General features: G+C 67.4%; 16 protein-coding genes. 2 read left to right on the top strand and 14 right to left on the bottom strand.

Annotated features, from left to right (window positions below; all coding sequences use genetic code 11):
- From WH367_RS01510 to WH367_RS01445, 14 genes are all read right to left on the bottom strand, one after another.
- Nucleotides 1-1,143 carry an ABC transporter substrate-binding protein gene (locus tag WH367_RS01510; RefSeq protein ID WP_339533874.1) on the bottom strand — a complete coding sequence of 381 codons (1,143 nt, stop codon included), beginning with the start codon at nt 1,141-1,143 and terminating at the stop codon, nt 1-3.
- Entirely contained in the window at nt 1,140-1,952 is an 813-nt protein-coding gene (locus WH367_RS01505; RefSeq protein ID WP_339518365.1) for an ABC transporter ATP-binding protein, read from the bottom strand. Before WH367_RS01505 ends, WH367_RS01510 begins: the two co-directional genes overlap by 4 nt.
- Nucleotides 1,949-3,058, bottom strand: a complete 1,110-nt coding sequence (locus WH367_RS01500; RefSeq protein ID WP_339533873.1) for a FecCD family ABC transporter permease — start codon at nt 3,056-3,058, stop codon at nt 1,949-1,951. Before WH367_RS01500 ends, WH367_RS01505 begins: the two co-directional genes overlap by 4 nt.
- Nucleotides 3,058-5,493 (bottom strand): TonB-dependent siderophore receptor, encoded by a 2,436-nt coding sequence (locus WH367_RS01495; RefSeq protein WP_339533872.1) that lies wholly within the window; start codon nt 5,491-5,493, stop codon nt 3,058-3,060. The genes WH367_RS01500 and WH367_RS01495 overlap by 1 nt, the downstream gene beginning before the upstream one ends.
- A gap of 87 nt (nt 5,494-5,580) precedes the next feature.
- On the bottom strand, nt 5,581-6,546 hold the full coding sequence (locus WH367_RS01490) for a FecR family protein (RefSeq protein ID WP_339533871.1): 966 nt from the start codon (nt 6,544-6,546) through the stop codon (nt 5,581-5,583).
- Nucleotides 6,546-7,052, bottom strand: a complete 507-nt coding sequence (locus WH367_RS01485; protein WP_339533870.1) for a sigma-70 family RNA polymerase sigma factor — start codon at nt 7,050-7,052, stop codon at nt 6,546-6,548. Before WH367_RS01485 ends, WH367_RS01490 begins: the two co-directional genes overlap by 1 nt.
- 184 nt (nt 7,053-7,236) lie before the next feature.
- Entirely contained in the window at nt 7,237-7,542 is a 306-nt protein-coding gene (locus WH367_RS01480) for a transcriptional repressor (RefSeq protein WP_312990177.1), read from the bottom strand.
- Nucleotides 7,543-7,662: 120 nt separating this feature from the next.
- Nucleotides 7,663-8,034, bottom strand: a complete 372-nt coding sequence (locus WH367_RS01475) for a DUF3325 domain-containing protein (protein WP_339533868.1) — start codon at nt 8,032-8,034, stop codon at nt 7,663-7,665.
- On the bottom strand, nt 8,031-8,354 hold the full coding sequence (locus WH367_RS01470; RefSeq protein WP_339533867.1) for a hypothetical protein: 324 nt from the start codon (nt 8,352-8,354) through the stop codon (nt 8,031-8,033). The genes WH367_RS01475 and WH367_RS01470 overlap by 4 nt, the downstream gene beginning before the upstream one ends.
- Nucleotides 8,351-9,991 (bottom strand): PepSY-associated TM helix domain-containing protein, encoded by a 1,641-nt coding sequence (locus WH367_RS01465; protein WP_339533866.1) that lies wholly within the window; start codon nt 9,989-9,991, stop codon nt 8,351-8,353. Before WH367_RS01465 ends, WH367_RS01470 begins: the two co-directional genes overlap by 4 nt.
- Nucleotides 9,992-12,580 carry a TonB-dependent siderophore receptor gene (locus tag WH367_RS01460; RefSeq protein WP_339533865.1) on the bottom strand — a complete coding sequence of 863 codons (2,589 nt, stop codon included), beginning with the start codon at nt 12,578-12,580 and terminating at the stop codon, nt 9,992-9,994.
- Between the two features lie 125 nt (nt 12,581-12,705).
- On the bottom strand, nt 12,706-13,701 hold the full coding sequence (locus WH367_RS01455) for a FecR family protein (RefSeq protein WP_339533863.1): 996 nt from the start codon (nt 13,699-13,701) through the stop codon (nt 12,706-12,708).
- Nucleotides 13,701-14,168, bottom strand: coding sequence for a sigma-70 family RNA polymerase sigma factor (locus tag WH367_RS01450; RefSeq protein WP_339533861.1), 468 nt, complete (start codon nt 14,166-14,168; stop codon nt 13,701-13,703). Before WH367_RS01450 ends, WH367_RS01455 begins: the two co-directional genes overlap by 1 nt.
- A 264-nt stretch (nt 14,169-14,432) precedes the next feature.
- Nucleotides 14,433-16,523 carry an IPTL-CTERM sorting domain-containing protein gene (locus WH367_RS01445; protein WP_339533860.1) on the bottom strand — a complete coding sequence of 697 codons (2,091 nt, stop codon included), beginning with the start codon at nt 16,521-16,523 and terminating at the stop codon, nt 14,433-14,435.
- Nucleotides 16,524-16,845: 322 nt separating this feature from the next.
- Here WH367_RS01445 and WH367_RS01440 point away from each other — a divergent pair, with 322 nt between their 5' ends.
- Together WH367_RS01440 and WH367_RS01435 are read left to right on the top strand one after the other, a co-directional pair.
- Nucleotides 16,846-17,361, top strand: coding sequence for a sigma-70 family RNA polymerase sigma factor (locus WH367_RS01440; protein ID WP_339533858.1), 516 nt, complete (start codon nt 16,846-16,848; stop codon nt 17,359-17,361).
- Complete coding sequence (locus WH367_RS01435; protein ID WP_339533857.1) at nt 17,358-18,332, top strand: FecR domain-containing protein; 975 nt, start codon at nt 17,358-17,360, stop codon at nt 18,330-18,332. Before WH367_RS01440 ends, WH367_RS01435 begins: the two co-directional genes overlap by 4 nt.
- The last annotated feature ends 55 nt before the right edge of the window (nt 18,333-18,387 follow it).

Genomic DNA, 18,387 nt, shown 5'->3' with positions numbered 1-18,387 from the left:
CTAGCAAGGCTCGCCGGCATGGTTGCGGCTGATGTGGAATACAAATTCCGCATCGGGCAGGGTGGTGAAGCGCTGCAGCAACTCGCGGTAGGTCTGGTCCGGGTCCAGCGCTGCCAGGCGCTCGGGGTAGAGCATCTTGGCCAGGTGCTCCAGCGCGGCGATATGGAAGGCGCTGTCGTAGAACTGGTGGTAGAGCGCCTGCACACAGCCACCGGCCCCTGCAGTGGCCAGCGCCAGGCCCTTGCGCTGCATCAGCCGGGCCATGGCCTGCTCCGCCTCGCTGACGGAGATGTCGTAGCCAAAGGGTATGGTGCGCGCACCCTTACGCTGGCGCTGGGTGCCGGTCATCAGGTAGACATCGGGCTGCAGGCCGATCAAGGTCTCCAGCGCGATATCGCCCGTCATACCGGGCAGCCATTGCTTGGCGATATTGCGCCCACCCACCGCCTCAATGAGATAACCCCAGGCGGTATTGCCCTGCGAGAAGCAGCACTGCGCCAGCCCCAGCCGACCGGCCCGGATCTCGACAAATACGCGCGGCGGGCGTGGCGCGGTAGCTGCCACCTGCTGGATGGCGTTCAGGCGCGCCTGGTAGAACTCCAGATAGGCCTGGGCCTCGGCCTCGCGGCCCAGCACCTGGCCCAGCATCTGCAGCATGGCGGGCAGGTGTGCCACCGGGTTGCGTGAGCTGTCCACATAGAGGATCGGAATGTTCAGCGCCGCCAGCAGCGCGGCAATGCGTCCGCCCTCCACCGCCGGGCGGCTCTCTAGGCTCAGCAGCACCAGGTCGGGGCGCAGGCGCAGCAGTGCTTCCAGGTCGACATGGCCTGCGCTGTCAAACGGCAGCAGCGGCAGCTGCGCAGCATGGGGCCAGCGCTGCTGCATCAGCCGCCACAGGCTGGGGTCGGAGTCGCCCAGCGAGTTGTTCCAGCCGGCAAGGCGGGCAAACGGGTCCTCGCGCTCGAGCAGCGCCAGCGCGGTCATCGTATTGCCGTTTTGCACATAGATGCGCTGGGGCGGCGCAGCGATGCGGACCAGGCGGCCGGCGACATCGCGCACCTGCAGCGGGTAGGCTGCCAGCACGCCGGTGCTGGTGGCCAGCAAAAGCGCAAGGACGGCGAGTAGCTGCTGCAGGCCCTTCATGGCGGGTCTCCTGCGGTGGTGCCATCCACCACGATCTGCAGCCAGCCTTGCGCACAGCTTTGCACCCGGGCCTGCACGCCATAGACCTCGGCGAGCATCGCCGGTGTCAAGGTCTGCGCCGGGCTGCCGCTGGTGTAGAGGCTGCCGCGCCGCAGCACGATGAGCGCATCGGCCCAGCGTGCAGCCAGGTTCAAATCATGCAGCACGGCGATGACAATGCGGCCTTGCTGGGCGAGCATGCGCGCCGTGCCCATGACGAGCGCCTGGTGGCGCAGGTCCAGCGCACTGGTGGGCTCGTCCAGCAGCAGGATGGCCGGCTCGCGGATCACCGATTGCGCCAGGCTCACCAGCTGGCGCTGGCCGCCCGAGAGGCTGTCGAGCGGCAGCAGCGCCAGGTGGGCAATGCCCAGCTGCTGCAGCAAGGCATGCACCCGTTCGATGGGCGTGGCGCTGGCCGGTGCATCGCTGGGGCTGTGCTGGCTGCGTTGGCTGCGCAAGGCGGCCAGCAGGCTCTCCAGCACCGTCAGCGCCACGCCTTCCGCGGCGAACTGCGGCATATAGCCGACATACTGCGCGCGCTGCGCGGGCCGCAGCGCATGCAAGGCGGTGCTGCCCAGCTGCAGGCTGCCACGGGCAGGCACCAGGCCCGCCAGTGCCTTGAGCAGGCTGGACTTGCCCGCGCCATTGGGGCCCACCAGCGCAGTCACCTGGCCGGGCTGCAGCGGCGGCAGTTGCAGCTGGTCGATGACCTGGCGCTGGCGGTAGCCCACGCTCAGGCCTGTCACCTGCAAGGGGGAGGGCGGGTTCATGCGCGTGCTCCGCTGCGGAAGATCAGCCACACAAACAGCGGCACACCGACCAGCGCGGTGACGATGCCCACCGGCAGCAAGGTACCGGGCACCAGGGTCTTGCTGGCGATGGAGGCCAGCGACATGATGAGCCCACCCATCAGCGCACTGGCGGGCAGAAAGATGCGGTGGTCCTCGCCCACCAGCATGCGCGCAATATGCGGCCCCACCAGGCCGACAAAGCCGATGGTGCCGGTAAAGGCCACGGCCGTGGCGGCCAGCAGGCTCACGCGCAGCAGCGATGCCAGGCGCAGGCGGTTCAGATCGATGCCAAAGCTCAAGGTGCGCTCTTCGCCCAGGCGCAGCACATTGAGCTGCCAGGCCGCGCGCAGCGAAAAAGGCAGCACGCAGGCAATGACCAGGGCCAGCAGCTGCAGCTTGGTCCCGTTGGCGCGCGCCAGGCTGCCCATGCTCCAGAACACCAGCTGCTGCAGCGCATCGGGCGAGGCCACATACTGCAGCAGCGCCACCAGCGCGTTGCAGCTGAACACCAGCGCAATGCCGAACAGCACCAGAATCTGGCGCGAGCCGGGCCGGGCCCGGGCGGTGGCCTGCAGCAGCAGCACCGAGGCAAAGGCAAACACAAAGGTGTTGACCGGCACCATGGCCTCTTCCGGCAGGCCCGGAATGCCCAGGCCCAGCACCAAGGCCAGCGCGGCGCCCAGCGCAGCGGCAGACGATACCCCCAGGGTAAAGGGGCTGGCCAGCGGGTTGTTCAGGATGGTCTGCATCTCGGCGCCGGCCAGCGACAGCGCCACGCCCACCAGCACCGCCATCAGGGCATAGGGCAGGCGCAGGTCCTGCACGATCAGCGCCGTCTCCAATGGCACCTGGCTGGGCAGAAAGACTGCGGTGGCCAGGGTGGCCCAGTCCAGATCGGTGGAGCCCACCGACAGATCGGCCGCCACACTGAGCAGCAGGCCGATGGCCATCGCCAGCAGCAGGCAAAGGCGCTTGCGCATGAGCTGGGCATAGCCTTGCGCCAGGGCCTGTGCAGAGCCAGGCATGGCGGCAGACGCTGCGCCCGGCGGCGCTTCAGGCAGCGCCGGGGTGGAGGGGCGCGCCATCAGAACGCGGCGCGCAGTGCGACGGTGATATTGCGTGGATCGCCGTAGTAGGTCTGGCGGTAGCGGCCACCGGCAAGGCGGTCGAAGTAAGTCCGGTCAAACAGGTTGTTCACCGTCACCGTGGCCTGCAGGTGGCGGTTGATCTCATAGCCGGCCTGCAGCGCATAGACGGCATAGCCGCCCTGGCGCCAGGTGGTGTTGCCATAGGTCGTGGCATTGCTGCTATAGGCCTGCATACCGCCGCCAATCCACAGCCGGCGCAGTGGCTCGGCGGCAAAGCGGTACTTGGTCCACAGCGAGAAGTTGTGGCGCGGGAAGGAGCTGTTGAACGGCTGGCCCTCGGTGTCCACACTGCCGCTGACATGGCGCGTGTCGGTGTAGGCATAGCCGGCGGTCATGTCCCACTGTGGGCTCAGCTTGCCCGATACCTCGGCCTCAAAGCCCTGGCTGCGCACCACACCGGAGGGCAGCGAATAGCCTTCGTTGAGCGGGTCGGTCACCGCGCGGTTTTCATCCTGGATGCGGAACACCGCCAAGTGCGCGTTGAGGCGCTTGTCCATGAACTCGCCTTTGATGCCCATCTCCAGCTGGTTGCCGGTGCGGGCCGGCAGGAAGGCGCCGCTCACCACCGTATCGGTCTGCGGCGCAAACACCTGGTTGGCGCTGGCGTAGACGGACAGCTGCGTGTTCAGGTCATAGACCAGGCCCAGGCTGGGCACGAACTTGGCGCGGATGGACTGGTCATTGGCCGGTTGCTCGGGGTCTTGCGTCTCCCACCAGGCCAGGCGGCCGCCCACCAGCACGGTCAGCGGCTGCACGGGCTTGATGCGGGCATGGGCATAGACGCCATGGTTGGTCACCCGGGTCTTGGGCAGGGTGCCAATGCGCTGCGGCGGCATCAGCAGGTCATGGTCGGGGTGGTCGGCATTTTGCTGAAAGCTGCTGGGGCTGCCTTGCACCTGGCCGCCCTGGTAGGTCTGGTAGTTGGCGCCGATGACCAGGGTCTGCTCCAGGCCATTCCAATCCATCGGCAGCGACAGGTAGGCGTCGATGCCCCGGTCGCGCTCGCGCGACTTCTGGTGGGTGGACAGGATGGTCACCTCGCGGCTGACCGGGTTCAGGTAGCTGTTGGACCAGTAGCGGTCAAACTCGGTACCGCGCAGAAACTGGTTGGCGCTCAGCTTGAACTTGCCGCCACCGTCCAGCTGGTGCTCCAGCTCGGCAAAGTAGCGCGTTGCGTAGTCGTCCTTCTTGCCATGGATGGAGCCCAGAAAGGTTGAGCGATCCAGGTCCGGGTTGCGGCCGTCGGCCAGCAGCGGCAGGCCGGCAAAGGACAGCGAGCTGCCACGCTGCTCGGTCGCGCCAATGGACAAGGTGGTGCTGGGGCTGAAGTCGTACTCCAAGGTGCCATAGACTGTGTTGCGGCGCAGATAGACCTCGTCGACAAAGCTGTCGCGGTCGTCATAGATGCCCACCAGGCGCCCACGCAGCGTGCCCGAGGCATTGAGCGCGCCAGTCACATCCAGCTCTTGGCGGCGCTGGCCCCAGGAGCCCAGCACGGTGGCCGATTGCACCAGGAAATCCGCATGCGCGCGCTTGCGAACCAGGTTGATGGTGCCCGAGGGCTCGCCCGCGCCTTCGAGCAGGCCGGTGGGGCCGCGCCATATCTCCACCCGGTCGTACAGGCCCACATCCATCAAGGTGTTGCCCCAGATGCCCTGGCCGCCCTTGGCCGGCAGGCCATCGATCAGGTAGTTGCCCATCAAAAAGCCCCGGGCCTCGATGTTGACGATGCCGGTGCCCGTGGGCTTGGTGCGCATGCCGGTGACATAGCGCATGGAGTCGGCCAAGGTGGTGGCGTTCTGGTCTTCGATCTGCTGGCGCGTCAGCACCGAGATGGACTGCGGAATCTCGCGCAGCGCATGCTCGCCCTTGCCAATGCTGACCGCCCGCGTGGTGTAGGACTGGCTGTGCTCGGTGGTGGCGCCGGCATAGCTGTCGCGCACCACCGTGGTGGGCAGCGAGATGGTGGCAGCGGCCCCGGCTGCGGCATCGGCTGGGGCGGCTGACGATGCAGCAGCCGGTTGCACGCTGATAGCACCGCTGGCGGTGATGGCCAGTGCCAGGCCGCTGCCGCGCAGCGCTTGCGCTAAGGCCTGCTCCACCGTCAGCCGGGCGTTGATGGCCGGGGCCTGGCGGCCTGCGAGCAGGGCCGGGTCCATCGACGCGACCAGTCCCGCCTGGCTGGCAATGCGGTTCAAGGTCTGGGCCAGCGGCCCGATGGCGATGTCGATCCCCAGCGCCGACTGCATGGCGGCGGGTGTGCTGCGGGTAGCGGCCGAAGGCAAGGTTTGTGCCTGGCTGGCCGAGGCGCCGGCCAGTGCCAGCGAGGCCGCTAGAACCGAGCGGCGAAAGAGAGCTGTGCTGCGAAACATATGGAACTTCCCTGTGCTTTTGTGGTGCATCTGGAAGGCTTGTGTATCGAGCACGCGAAACCGGACAGTGTTTTTGAAAATTATTTTCTAGCGCACATCAATGCGGGTGAGCCAGCTGCCAAAACGCTGCACCCGGATCGGCAAGGTCTCGGCCAGACCGGTCAGCGCGCGCTCAATGTCGTCCAGCGGGAAGACGCCCTGCACCTGGATCTGCGCTGCCTCGGGCGAGACGCGCAGCAGGCCATGGCGGTAGCGCTGCAGCTGGGCAATGACCTCGTGCAAGGGGCGCTGCTGCACCACCAGCCAGCCGCGCTGCCACTCGGTGCTGGGCATCTGGTCGGCGGCCAGGCGCTGCAGCCCTGCCGCATCGACCTGGGCTGCCTCGCCACTGCCCAGCACGGCGCTTTCGCCGCTCGTGCTGCGCAGCTCGACCCGGCTTTCCAGCACGCGCACCTGGGTGCGCTCGGCCAGCTGCTCGACGGCGAACTGCGTGCCCAGCGCGCGGATATCGGCCTGCGCGGTGGAGACCACCAGAGGTCGCTGCACATCGGCTGCGACCTGCACGACGATATCGCCTTCGAGCAGGCGCAGGCGCCGCAGGCCTTCGTCAAATGCCAGGTTGACGCGGCTGCGGGCATTGAGGACCAGGGTGCTGCCATCGGGCAGCGCAAAGCGCGCACGCTGGCCGGTGCCGGTGCTGTAATCCGCCAGCACGGCGCCCAGCGGTTGCCAGCGGTCCAGCAGCAGCAGGCCCACGCCGGCGCTTGCCACCACGGCCAGGCCCTTGAGGGCGGTGCGGCGCCGGGGCTGCAGCAAGAGTTGGCGCGCCTGCTGGGTCTGGCCGGGTTGGCGGCTATCGACGGCGCGCAGTGCGCCCACCGGCCGGCCCACGGTGTTTTGCAGGCGTTGCCAGGCCTGGGCATGGGCGGGGTCTGCGGCCTGCCAGCGTTCAAAGGCCTGGCGCTCGCCGGGCTGCACGCGGCCGGAGCTGAGGCGGACCATCCAGTCAATCGCCTGCTGGGTGGCCGCATCCAATGGGGGTGGCGAGGCCATCAGCGCAGCTGGGCCCGCATGCAGTGCTGCAATGCCTGGGTCAGGTAGCGCGAGACGGTGCGCACGGACACCTGCAGCCGCGCTGCGATCTCCTCATGCGGCATGTCGTTGAGCTGGCTGTAGACAAAGGCGGTGCGCACTGGCAGCGGCAGGCCGTGCAGGATGCGGTCGATCTCGGCAATGGCCTCGATCACCAGCGCCTGGTCCTCCACCGACGGCACGCAGGGCATGGGCAGCGCGGCCATGCTCTCCAGGTACTGGCGCTCCAGCAGCTGGCGGCGCTGGAAGTGGAACAGGATGCGCTTGGCAATCGTCGTGAGAAAGGCCCGTGGCTCCTGGAAGCTGCGCGGATCCAGGCTGGAGTCCACCACCTGCAGGAAAGTCTCTGAGGTGATGTCCTGCGCATCGCTGCGGTTGCGCATGCGGCGGTTCAGCATGCCCAGCAGCCAGGAATGATGCGAGGTGTAGAGCGTGTGCAGGGCTTGGTCGCGAGAGGGGTCCACCACGGAAAGAGATGTGAATGATAGTTATTATCATTCTAGCCTTGGCGTGATTAGCCCTTGCTGCAGGGCAGCATTCGCGGCGGATCGCCTGCGTCCGTGTTCAGACCCCGGCAGGGAGTTGTTGCAGCGGGTTCTCAGGGCGACCTGAGCACGGTGTCAGCGTACCAGGTGGGATGCAGCGCTGCACTTACATGCCAGCGGCCAGGCTGTAGACCGTCAAGCCGCCATCTTCGCGGTCGCGCATCAGCAGGCCAGCCTGGGCCATTTCCTTGGCAACGCAGTAGATCGTCGCTGCAGGCAGTGGAGCCCCGCTTTGCTCCAGGTGCAGGGAGATGTCTGCGCACTTGACCTTGGAGCGGCCCAGCTGGACGATGGCCTCCAGCACCCGCAGCCGCGCGGGCGTGGGCCGTATGCGCACATGGCGGCTGCGCTTGAACCAGTGGGCAGCGGGCAGGGCGGGCGCTGCCTTGCGGGGTGCGTGGTCATCATTCATCTGCGCATCCTGGCATGGGACTATGGAGCCGGTTTGTCGGACTGTGGCAGTTTGTGTCAAGCTGCGTAAAGTTTTGGCGGTGGCCATGGCAGCCACTTCGGGTTGACAGCAGGGCAGACATCATGCGGCCAGGCCTGCCGCAACCACGGCTGTGTGTGACAGGACCATGGTGCTGGCCGACAGCGCCAGTGCCGTGCCCCGGCGCGGGGCGTAGGTCAGGATGAGTACCTGCAACCATGCCGCGACGCTGAGCCAGCCCAGCCAGGCAACGGCGCCCACCGCGGGGCCCCAGGTATGCATGCAGCACTGCAGTGCCAGCGCCAGCAGCAGGGCCGCACCCAGGCGCAAGCCCCAGCGCAGGCGGCGCCCAGGTTCGCCCCGGCGCAGGATCTGCTCGCAGTGGCGGTCCATGGTCTGGCTCAGCAGTAGCATCGCGGGCAGGCACAGCGCCAGCGGCAAGGCGGCGGTAGTGGTGGGGGTGAGGGCGTTCATAGCCAGCGCTCCAGCAGTGCGCGCAGGCTGCCCAGTAGCAGTGCGGCAGCGGCAAACTGCAACGCCAGCCGGGCCAGCTGCTGCACATGGAAGGCCCAGAGCAGCAGCGCGGTGTACAGCACAAAACCCAGCAGCGTGCTGAGCAGCACCGCATGCGCCGGTGAGAAGAGGCCCGCCAGCACCAGTGCCTGCGCCATCACCGCGCAGCCCAGCCCGGTGAGCAGGTAGCCGGCCACGGCTGCCAGGCAGACGCGCAAGCCCACCAGCATGGCATGGCGCCAGGGTTGCGCGGCAGTTGCTGCTTTGGCGGGGGCGTTCATGCGCGCGCTCCATGGCGGCGCCCGGGCTGGGCGGCGCGGGTTGGGGTAGAGGTTGGTGTCGAGAGTCGGTGGCGCCAGGCGGCCCAGGCGGCGAGCAAGCCCAGCGCGATGCTGGTCAGCTCCACCCCGGCGCGCACGCCATCGCCCTGGGCCAGGTAGAGCAGCAAATGCTGGCCGGTGGTGGCGGCGTTGAGCAGCGGCAGGGCCAGGCACAGCAAAGCCAGGGCGCAGAGCTGCTCCTGCCAGGCCCGGCGCACGGGACGCAGCAGCGCATGCAAGAGGCAGAGGGCCCACAGCACAAAGAACAGCCGTATCTCGGCACTGGCCCGGGCCTCCATGGCCAGTGGCAGCAGGCGGTTTCCGTAGAGGTAGCCGATGGAGGCCAGCGAGGTGCCGGCCAGCGCTGCGATGTTCAGCGCATCGATGCAGCGGTAGACGGCTGGCGTGGCCCGGCCCCAGCCATGGTCGCTGCGCGTTCGGCGCTTGCTGGCAAACAGCAGCAGGCCGGTGGCCACCATGGCCGTGCCGGCCAGCCCGCAGACAAAGTAAAGCCATTTCATGGTCCAGCCGCCAAAGCGGGCCATGTGCAGCGACTCGATGACCGGGTGCACATCGCGCGCGCTGGCGGCTGGCTCGGACCGGGGCGGTGCCTGCAGTACCTCACCGGTGTCGGCGGCGATGTGGACCTGCTCTGCGACGTTGTGCATGCGCCTGGAATAGGCGCTGTCGGCCTGCTGCGCCGTAAAGCGGTGGCTGGCGGGGCCCTGCGGCGGGCGCTGCAGCGCGATGGATGCCACCGGCTGGCGCAGCAGCGACTGCGCCAGTTGCAGCTGCTGGGCCAACTGCGGGCCGGCTGGCGGCAGACCGGGCCGGGCTGCCTCTGTGCCCGCGTTCAGATCGGCCTGGTAGCGGCTGTAGGCCTGGCGGTCTTCGCCATAGAGCGCCTGCAGCGCATGGGGCATGTAGCTGGTGTAGAAGTAGGCCAACCCGGTGTAGACGATCATGAACAAAAAGGGCAGGGTGAGCACAGCCGAGGCGTTGTGCGCATCCAGCCAGGATCGTTGGCCCTTGCCCGGGCGAAAGCAGAAGAAATCCTGAAAGATGCGCCGGTGCACGATGAGGCCCGATACCAGCGCCACCATCATGCCCATGGACACCACACCCACCACCCAAAAGCCCGCCAGGCCGCCTTGCAGCGAGTAGTGGAAGGACATGAAGTGCCGGCCGCCCTCGGTCTGGCGGATGGGGGGCAGCGCCTGGGGGGCACCGCTGGCCGGGTCGAGTGCCGCTTGCAGCACGCCGTCCGGGCCGCGCGCAGACAGCTGCACGGCCTCGCCCGCGCGGGCGGGCAGATCGATCTGCCACTGGCTGGCTTGCGCTGCCCTCTGCTGCAGATAGTCCTCAGCCCGGTGCAAGGCCTGCAGCCGGTCCTGCAAGCCCAGCGCGGCGCCGGGTGGCCCGCTGGCAGGCGCCGCCTGCATCCAGCGCGTGATGGGTTCGCGGAACACGCTCAGGGTGCCGGTCACAAAGATGGCGCAGAGCAGCCAGCCGCAGACCAGGCCGCCCCAGGTGTGCAGCCAGGACATGGTCTGGCGCCACCCTGGCTGGCGGGCCGCACCGGGGACGGTACGGGGCATTTAGAAGCTGCCGCGCAAGCTCAGCTTGACGCTGCGGGGCTCGCCATACCAGTTGCCACTGCCCGAGCTGCCCACGGTCTTGTAGTAGGTCTTGTCAAACAGGTTGTTCAGGTTGAGCGTGGCCGACCAGTGGCGGTCGATACGGTACTGCAGGCTGGCGTTCCAGACCGCGTAGCCCGCCTGGGTGAACTTGTAGGGGACGCCCTCGCCATCGAACTTGCCGGTGGCCGGGTTGTAGGGGTAGGCGGTGCCACTGGCATAGGTGGTGCTTTGCACGGTCACGCCGCTGCCCACTGTCCAAGGAGAGAAGTCGCCCGGCAGCTGGTAGCTGCTCCAGAGCTTGAGCAGGTGCTTGGGGGTGATGGTGCTGTAGACCAGCTGCGCGGCATCGCTCTTGTTGCGGTTGTGGTTGTAGGTATAGCCGGCAAACAGCTGCCAGCCGCGCGCCAGCTGGCCCGAGATCTCCATGTCCACCCCTTGGCTCACGATCTTGCCCTGGGCGATGTAGCAGCAGCTCAGGCCCAGGTCGCCCACATCGGTGTCGGGGTAGCGCGGGTCGCGTGCGGCCTCGCCGGTGCGCTCGATGCGGTAGAGCGCAAAGGCGGTGTTGAGCTTGCCGCCGGCCAGCTCGCCTTTGACACCCAGCTCGACATTGCGCCCCTTGATGGGATCGAGCGGCGTGCCGGGCAGCGGGCCTTGCAGGCTGCTGGCCTGGGATTTGTGGATCTCGGAGACGCTGCCATATGCCGTCCAGCGGTTGTCCAGGTCATAGACCAGGCCGGCATAGGGCGTGAGGATGCCGCTCTCCTGGTAGTAGCTTTTGCCGCTGGAGCGCAGTGAGCCATCGGCGTTGTAGTTGAAGTAGGGCGTGACGTTGGAGTAGCTGGCATAGCGCCCGCCCACGATGGCCGTGAGCTTGTCGCTCAGGCTCAGGTTGACGCGGCCATACAGGCCTTTTTGGGTGGCGCCATAGCCGGGGTAGCTGCGGGTCTTGCGCTCGCTGACCGCATGCGGAATCTTGTCGGGGTCGAAGCCGTAGACATTCGTGAGCGACTCGTCCGTCTCCATCTCGGAGTAGTAGGTGTCCTGGTCATCGCGGATCTTGGCCCAGTCGGCGCCCAGCAGCAGCTGGTGGCTGCGGCCCAGCAGCGAGAAGGGTCCGCTGATATTCAGGTCGAGGCTTTTCTTGTCCGAGCGGAAGTCGTTGGAGAAACCGGTCCAGCTCGCGCCCAGGCCGGTGGCGGGGTCCACGGCGCCACTCAGACTGGCCAGGCGGCTGTCGCTGTCCACCTTCTGGTAGTTGAGCTGGGCCTTGGCCTTCCAGCCGCCGGCCAGTTGCTGGTCGAGCTGGGCAAACAGCTCCTTGGCGCTTTTGTCGTAGTGGCTCCAACCGGCCATCAGCGCGGTGTTGCGCGGCAGGTGCAGATCGTCGCCATTGGGGGCGCGCGGAATGCCTTCGCGCCAGGGCGTGGCACTGAGCTTGTCGTAGCTGGCACCCAAGCTGAGCTTGGTGTCGCGGCTGAGATCGGCTTCGACAATGCCGTAGAGCAGGCTGTTCTTGGAGTCGGCACTGCGGTAGAAGAAATCCTTGTCGGTGTGGGCCAGCACCGCACGGCCGCGCACGCTGCCATCGCTGTTCAAGGGGCCGGCCACATCCAGCTCCAGCTGTTTGCGGCTCCAGCTGCCCAGGCTGGCCGAGGCCTGGATCTGGCGCTGCGCCGTGGGGCGCTTGCGCACCAGGTTGATGGCGCCACCGGGCTCGCCATTGCCGCTGAACAGGCCGTTGGCGCCGCGCACGATCTGCACGCTGTCGTACATCGCCAGGTTGGGGTCAAACAGCTGCTGGCTGAAGGCATCGACGCTGGCGCCATCGATCTGCACATTGCCAATCTCAAAGCCACGCGAGAGAAAGCGCGTGGCCTGACCGCCCAGACCACCTGCACCGGCGTAGTCCACCGTCACACCGGTCGCCTGCTGCATCACCTCGCCCACGGTGCTGAGCGCCTGGTCCTCGATCAGCTGGTGGGTCATCACGGTGATGGACTGCGGTGTCTCGCGCACATCCTGGCCCTTGCCCAGCGACACGCGCCCGCTGGTGTAAGAGCCGCTGCCTTCGGTGGCCTCGGTGCGCTCGGCCTGGGCGGTGACCAGCACTTCCGGCAAGGTCTGGCTGGCCGTAGTGCGCCGCTGTACGCTGATGGCTGCGCCGCTGACCATGGCCTCTAGATCGCTGCCAGCCAGCACCTGGCTCAGCGCCGCCTGCAGGCTGAGGCTGCCTTGCAGCACCGGTGCCTGGCGCCCTTGCACCAGGGCGGCATCCACCGAGATGGCCACGCCCCAGGCGCGCGCCAATGCGTTGAGCGCCTGGCCCAGCGGCTGTGCCGGCAGGTTCAGGCTCTGGGTGGTCGCCATGGCCGTCTGGGCGGCTGCCGGCTGCGCATGCACCGGGCCGGGCAGTGACAGCAGTGCCAGCGTGCTGGCACAGGCGAGGCTGCAGGCCCAGGCGATGACAGGCTGGCGGCGCTTGGCCGTGGCTGGCGCTGCGCGGCGGCGGGATGGGCTGCAAGAAGGTGGCAGATCTCGGTACATGCGAATGCTCTCTAGGGTGTTGTCCCTGTGAAGACGTCGCAGTGGCGATATACCGGACAAAAAATTTTGCTGGGCTTGGGGGCAGCGGATCGACGCCGTTGTTCCGGGCGCGCAGGGGCCAGGATTTAGCGCCGGCGAACCAGGCTGCTGCCGTCGGGCAAGCGCTCCACAAGCACCGGCAGCGAGCGCGGCAGGCTGGCGACAAAGGTGGCCGGGTCGCGCAATTGGAAGCTGCCCGTCAGGTGCAGGGACTGCAGGGCTCCCGCTGGATCGAGCTGCAGCGGGCGCTCCAGGTAGTCGTTCCAGCGGCTGAGTACCTCGGGCAGCGGCGTGTGGTCAAACACCAGCCAGCCGTCGCGCCAGGCGCCCACATCCTGGCGGTTGACGCTGCCGGTATGCAGCCCGCCTTGCGCATCCAGGCGCGCGGCCTCACCGGCGGCCAGCACCACATCGGCGGCCTGGGCGGCATCGCTGTGCAGGCCCCATACCGCAACGCGGCCCTGGGCCACACTCACCTGCAGGCCCGATGCGCGCAGCGCTACCGAGAACACGGTGCCCAGGACCCGCACGCGGCCCAGCGGTGTTTGCACCTCCAAGGGGCGCTGGGCATCGTGGACCACATCCAGGCGTATCTCGCCCTGCGCCAGCTGCAGCACGCGGCGGTCGCGGTACAGCACGGCCCCCACGGAAGTGGATGGCGCCAGATCCAGGTGCGAGCCATCGGGCAGGTTTTGGGCCAGCATCTGGCCATGGCCGGTGTGCAGCGCCATGCGTGCCAGCGGCTGCTGCCAGTACCAGCGCCCGCCCAGGCCCAGCAGGCTGGCCAGCCCCGCCGTGCCCAGCAGTGACAAGCTGCGGCGGCGCTGTTGGCGGCTGCGCTCGGCCTGGCTGGTGGGCAGTGCAAAATCCGCCTGCAGCGCATGCGCCTCGGTCGCCTGCCAGCCCTGCAGCGCCTGCTGGGCGGCCGCCTCGTTGTCGGGCGACTGCGCACGCCAGCGGGCCAAAGTCTGTGTCGCGGCCTTGGCGCTGGCTGCCTCCCCCGCGTGCTGGCGGGCGATCAGCAGCAAGGCATATTCCAGGCGTTTGCGCGGGCTGTCTGCCCCAGTGCCGGCCGCTGCCATCAGGCCTCCAGCCCCATGCAGTCGCAAACGGCGCGCACCACATGCTTTTCCACCGAGGCCATGCTGATGTCCATGTGCGCGGCCGCTTCGGCATGGCTAAAGCCATAGATGCGCACCAGCACAAACACCTCGCGGCGCTTGCGCGGCATGGCCGAGAGGCGGCGTACCAAGCGCTCCAGCTGCTGGCGGCTGGCGATGACGCGCTCGGTCGATGGGGCTTCATCAGCGGTAACCAGGGCCAGGGTCTGCAGCAGCTGGGCATCGGCCTGGCGGCGGCGGGCGTCGTCGATGACGATGTTCTTGCCGGTGCGAAACAGCAGCGCCCGCAGGTCCCTGACTGCGACTTCGCGCGCCTGCAGTGCCAAAACACGGGCATAGCTCTCCTGCACGACATCGGCCGCCGCTTGCCGGTCATTGAGCGAGCGGGAGAAGAAGTTCAGCAGTTCTGCGTAATAGCTCGCGAGCACGAGAGGACACCTTGGCCATGGGGCTGCAAAAGGGGCCCCAAAATGCGCCCGGCAGCGACGCGGGACAGGGGCTGGTTGGCAGCGAAGGCGCGATCTTATCAAAAAATAGAAATGAATCTCATTTCCGATAAGACGATCCAGGGTGTTGTGGGTCGGTTGCTGGACGGGGAGGGCAGGCCAGTGTGGGGACTGGCCCTCTGCTGCCGCCAAGGCCGGCAGCCGGGGGGCGCTGCGCCTGCGCACCCCGGGCATCGATCACGATGCTTAGCGGCTGCGCTGAACGCGCGAACGCATGCGCCAGGCGCCGATGCCGCCGGTCAGCAAGGTCAGCAGCACCAGGCTCCATTGCTGCAGGCTCGGCACTGCGGTCGCCTTGGCGGGCAGCGGCGGGGTGGTGGTGGCAACAGTCGCGGTGGCGCTGCAGGGCTGTGCACTGCCGCCGGTGCATTGCGCATTGGCTTCGCTCACCGCCAACGATGCCGTGTTGACCAGGCTGGCAGGGGGCTGCGCGCTGACGGTGGTTGCCAGCTGGATCGTCACACTGTCACCGGCGGCCAGCGAGGCCACGGTCACATCCACCGCGCCGCTGCCGCTGGCGGGCACGCAGGGCGCAGCGCCGCTGTTGCTGCAGGTCCAGCTGGCGTTTTCCAGGCCGGCAGGCAGCGGGTCCGTGATATGGGCCTGGGTGACGGGCACCTGGCCGGCGTTGTGCGCGGTGATGGTGTGGTTCATCGTCTGGCCGGCATAGACTGCTGCGCTTGCCTGCGCCGTCTTGCTCAGTTGCAGCAAGGGGTTGGGCCACAGATCGACCGCCACCGAGGCATTGCAGGGCTTGTCCTGGGTCTGCGCAGTGGCCGGGTTGTAGCACAGCCATTCGGCATTGCTGGCGGTCACGCCCGCGGTGTTGCTGACCTGGTCCATGCGGGTGGCGATGCTGTCCACCGTGGCGACCACGGTGTAGACCAGGCTGGCATTGGCGCGCATGCTGGCGATGGTCTGGCTCAGCACCCCGCCTGCGGCGAGGCTGCCACTGGCTTGTGGGCAGACCGCAAGACTGCCAACGGGCGACTGGCAGCTCCAGGTGGCCGAGGCAAAGCCGGCGGGCAGGCTGTCCGACAGGGCCACGCCGGTCAGTTCGGCCGCGCCTTCATTCTTGACGGTCACCGTGTAGGTGGCGGTTTGCCCGGCATAGAGCGGGCCGGTCGCGTCCACCGTCTTGGTCACGCTGAGCAGCGGGCTGGTGGCCACCGATGCCGAGGCGCTGCAAGGCGTGGGAAAGCCCTCACGGGCAGCGCAGCTGAGCGTGCTGGTGGCAGGCGGCTCGATGGTGGCCGTGTTGGTGATGACGGTGGCACCTGCGGGCAGCGGGCTGCTGAAGCGCGAATTGACGCGGAACACCAGGGCGCTGCCAGCGGGCAGGGTAGGCAGCAGGGCGTCGAGCGGAAAGCTACCCGTGGCTGGCGTGGGGCAGGCCGCTGCGCTGCCGGCGGGGCGGCTGCAAACCCAGGTGCTGCCGGCCGTTTGCAGGCCATCGGGCAGGGCATCGCGCAGGCGCGTGCCGCTGGCGTCGCGCGTGCTGGCATTGGTGACCGTGATGTCATAGAACACGGAGGCGTTGGCGCTGGCCAGGCCGGTGTAGGCGCTGCCATCGCTGTTGACCGCTTGCTTGGCCACGGACAGCGGCGGCGAGCACGAGGCTGTGCCGCTGGACTGCACCAGCAGGCCCGAGGGGTCGCCCTGGTTGCCGACGACGACATAGATCGTGTTGGCACCGGTCTTGAAACCCTGGTTGAGCAGCACCGGTACATTGCCGCCGGCACCAAAGCCACCCACCCCGGCAATGGCGCCGCCGTTGGTGTAATCAAATACCGCATCGTTGACCAGGATGCGCTTGACCTGGTTATCCACATACAGGCTCAGGCTCAGATTGAAACTGTCAGGGTCAACGGACGGGTCCAGCGTGAATTGGTATTGGTAGACGTAGTAGTCCCTGCCGTATTGCACGCCGATCCATTGGGCATTGCCAAAGGGCGACTGCACCCAGGCGCCATTGCCAGCGCCTGGGCGGTCTACCGGGCCTGGGGCATAGGTCAACGCGGCAGCGGCTGCCGGCGTGGTGATATCGCCCAAGGCCGAGGCAATGGTCCAATGCGCATCGACGCTGCCCAGGGCCAGTTTGGGGCTGGTGATGCTGTAGCCATTGCTGCCGTCAATGCCGGTATTGAAGATGGCCGGGTCCGTGCTGCATGAAATAACAGGCGCAGTTTGGGCCTGGACCACCAGGGGTTGCAGAAGTGCTGCCACCGCACATCCCAGGCCCACATAATGGGCCATCGCTATTCTGAAGCCTTTCATTGCATTCCTTTGTAAATAAGTTTATTCAATCCTGTTATGCATGGTAGTAGGATGAACAAGCGGCAGGAATGCGGCAATGTCAAACATCTTCAGGCTGGAGATTGTTTGACAATCTTTATGAATGCGGGCGATGCAGTTGATGCAGTGCAATGCTTGATGCGCATCAAGCCAGCGGGTGCCGGGAGTGGGGTGGCGCGGGGGCTCCGGTCGGTGCAGGGCGTACGCCTAAGACCGTTGCACAAGGGTCTCCGCCCTTTGTGAAAAAAGAATCATTATCAATTATGATCTTGCGGTTGTTCGTGTTTCCTCAACGGCCCCGCCCATGCCACAGCACCCGCTCTACCCTGAGGTGGAGACCATTTTTCGCCAGCACCATGCATGGCTGCGTGGGCGCCTGATGCTGCGCGCATCCAGCCACAGCGAGGCCGAAGATGTGGCATCGGAGACCTTTTTGCAGTTGACCGAAAAGGGCACTTCTACGGAAGGCGAGCTGCTGGATATCCGGCACCCGCGCGCCTTTTTGTCGACGGTGGCCAAACGCATCCTCATCAAGCTCTGGCAGCGCCAGGATCTGGAGGCGGCCTACCAGGACACGCTGCGCCATATGCCCGAGGCGGTGGCGCTGTCGCCCGAGACGCATGCGATGCTGGTCGAGGCGATCTGCCAGATCGACCGGGCGCTGGCCGCGCTGCCGCTGCAGGTCAAAACGGTGTTTCTGCTGTCGCGGCTGGAAGGCATGCGCTACCCGCAGATCGCACAGCACATGGGCATCTCGCAGGCCACCGTCGAGCGCCATATGCGGCGCGCGCTGCTGCAGTGCCTCAACTGCGCGCCATGAGCGGTGCATCCCTGCCCAGCGCCGCGCTGCGCGCCGCCGTGGATTGGCTGGTGCGCCATGAGGCGGAAACGATGAGCGCAGCCGACCACCAGGCTTTTGCGCACTGGCTGCAGCAGGATGCGCAGCACCAGGCGGCCTGGGCGCGCGTGGGCTCGGCGCTGGCCGAGCCGCTGACGGCGGTGCGCAGCCTGCAGGCCCATACCGAGGGCCTGCATGCCCAAGCCGCCATGCAGGCGCTGTTCCACAACCGCCGCCGGCGCGTGCTGCGCGGCGCGCTGGCGCTGGGCGGCATCGGTGTGGCCACCGCGCTGGTTGCAGACCGGCTGACGCCGCTGGGCCAGTTGATGGCCGATTGGCACACCGGCACCGGCGAGCGCCGTGAATTTATGCTGGCCGATGGGACCAGCGTGCTGCTCGATGCCCGTTCTGCCGTCGATGTGCACGATGCCGCGGGCAGGCCCGCGCTGCAGCTGTGCGCCGGGGCCTTGATCGCCACACGCCGCTATGCCGGAGCCGCTCCATTGCAGATCCACACCCGCGATGGGGTGGCGCTCTTCGACGCCGGCCGCATGATGGCCCGGGTGCATGCGGAGCGCACGGATATGGTGGCGCTGGAGCAAAGCCTGAGGCTGCAGCCCCGCGAGGCGGCGCAGACCTTGCTGCATGCAGGCCAAGGCGCGCGCTTCAGTGCCCGGCAGCTGCAGCCCCTGGCGGGCAACGCGGTGCAGCGCGCAGCATGGCAGCAAGGCATGCTCGCTGTCGATGACTGGCCGCTGGCCGATGTAGCCCAGGCGCTGCAGGCCTATTTTTCTGGCTATATCCGCGTGGCCCCTTCGGTGGCGGATCTGCGGGTGTTTGGCATCTTCAGGCTGGACGTGGAGGAGCTGCTGGGCACGCTGGGCCAGATGCTGCCGCTGCAGATCCAGCGTTGGGGGCCGTTGATCACGATTGGCGCGCAGGGTGGGCACTAAGGGGAAAACCGCCCTCCGTTGCGCGACCACATGCGCGCGACCCTATGCAAATAGA

The sequence above is a fragment of the Comamonas sp. MYb21 genome (assembly GCF_037479395.1).
In the GTDB taxonomy this organism is placed as follows: domain Bacteria; phylum Pseudomonadota; class Gammaproteobacteria; order Burkholderiales; family Burkholderiaceae_C; genus Comamonas.
Note: the sequence above shows the minus strand (reverse complement) of the source record. Positions and strands in the feature narration are given on the sequence as shown.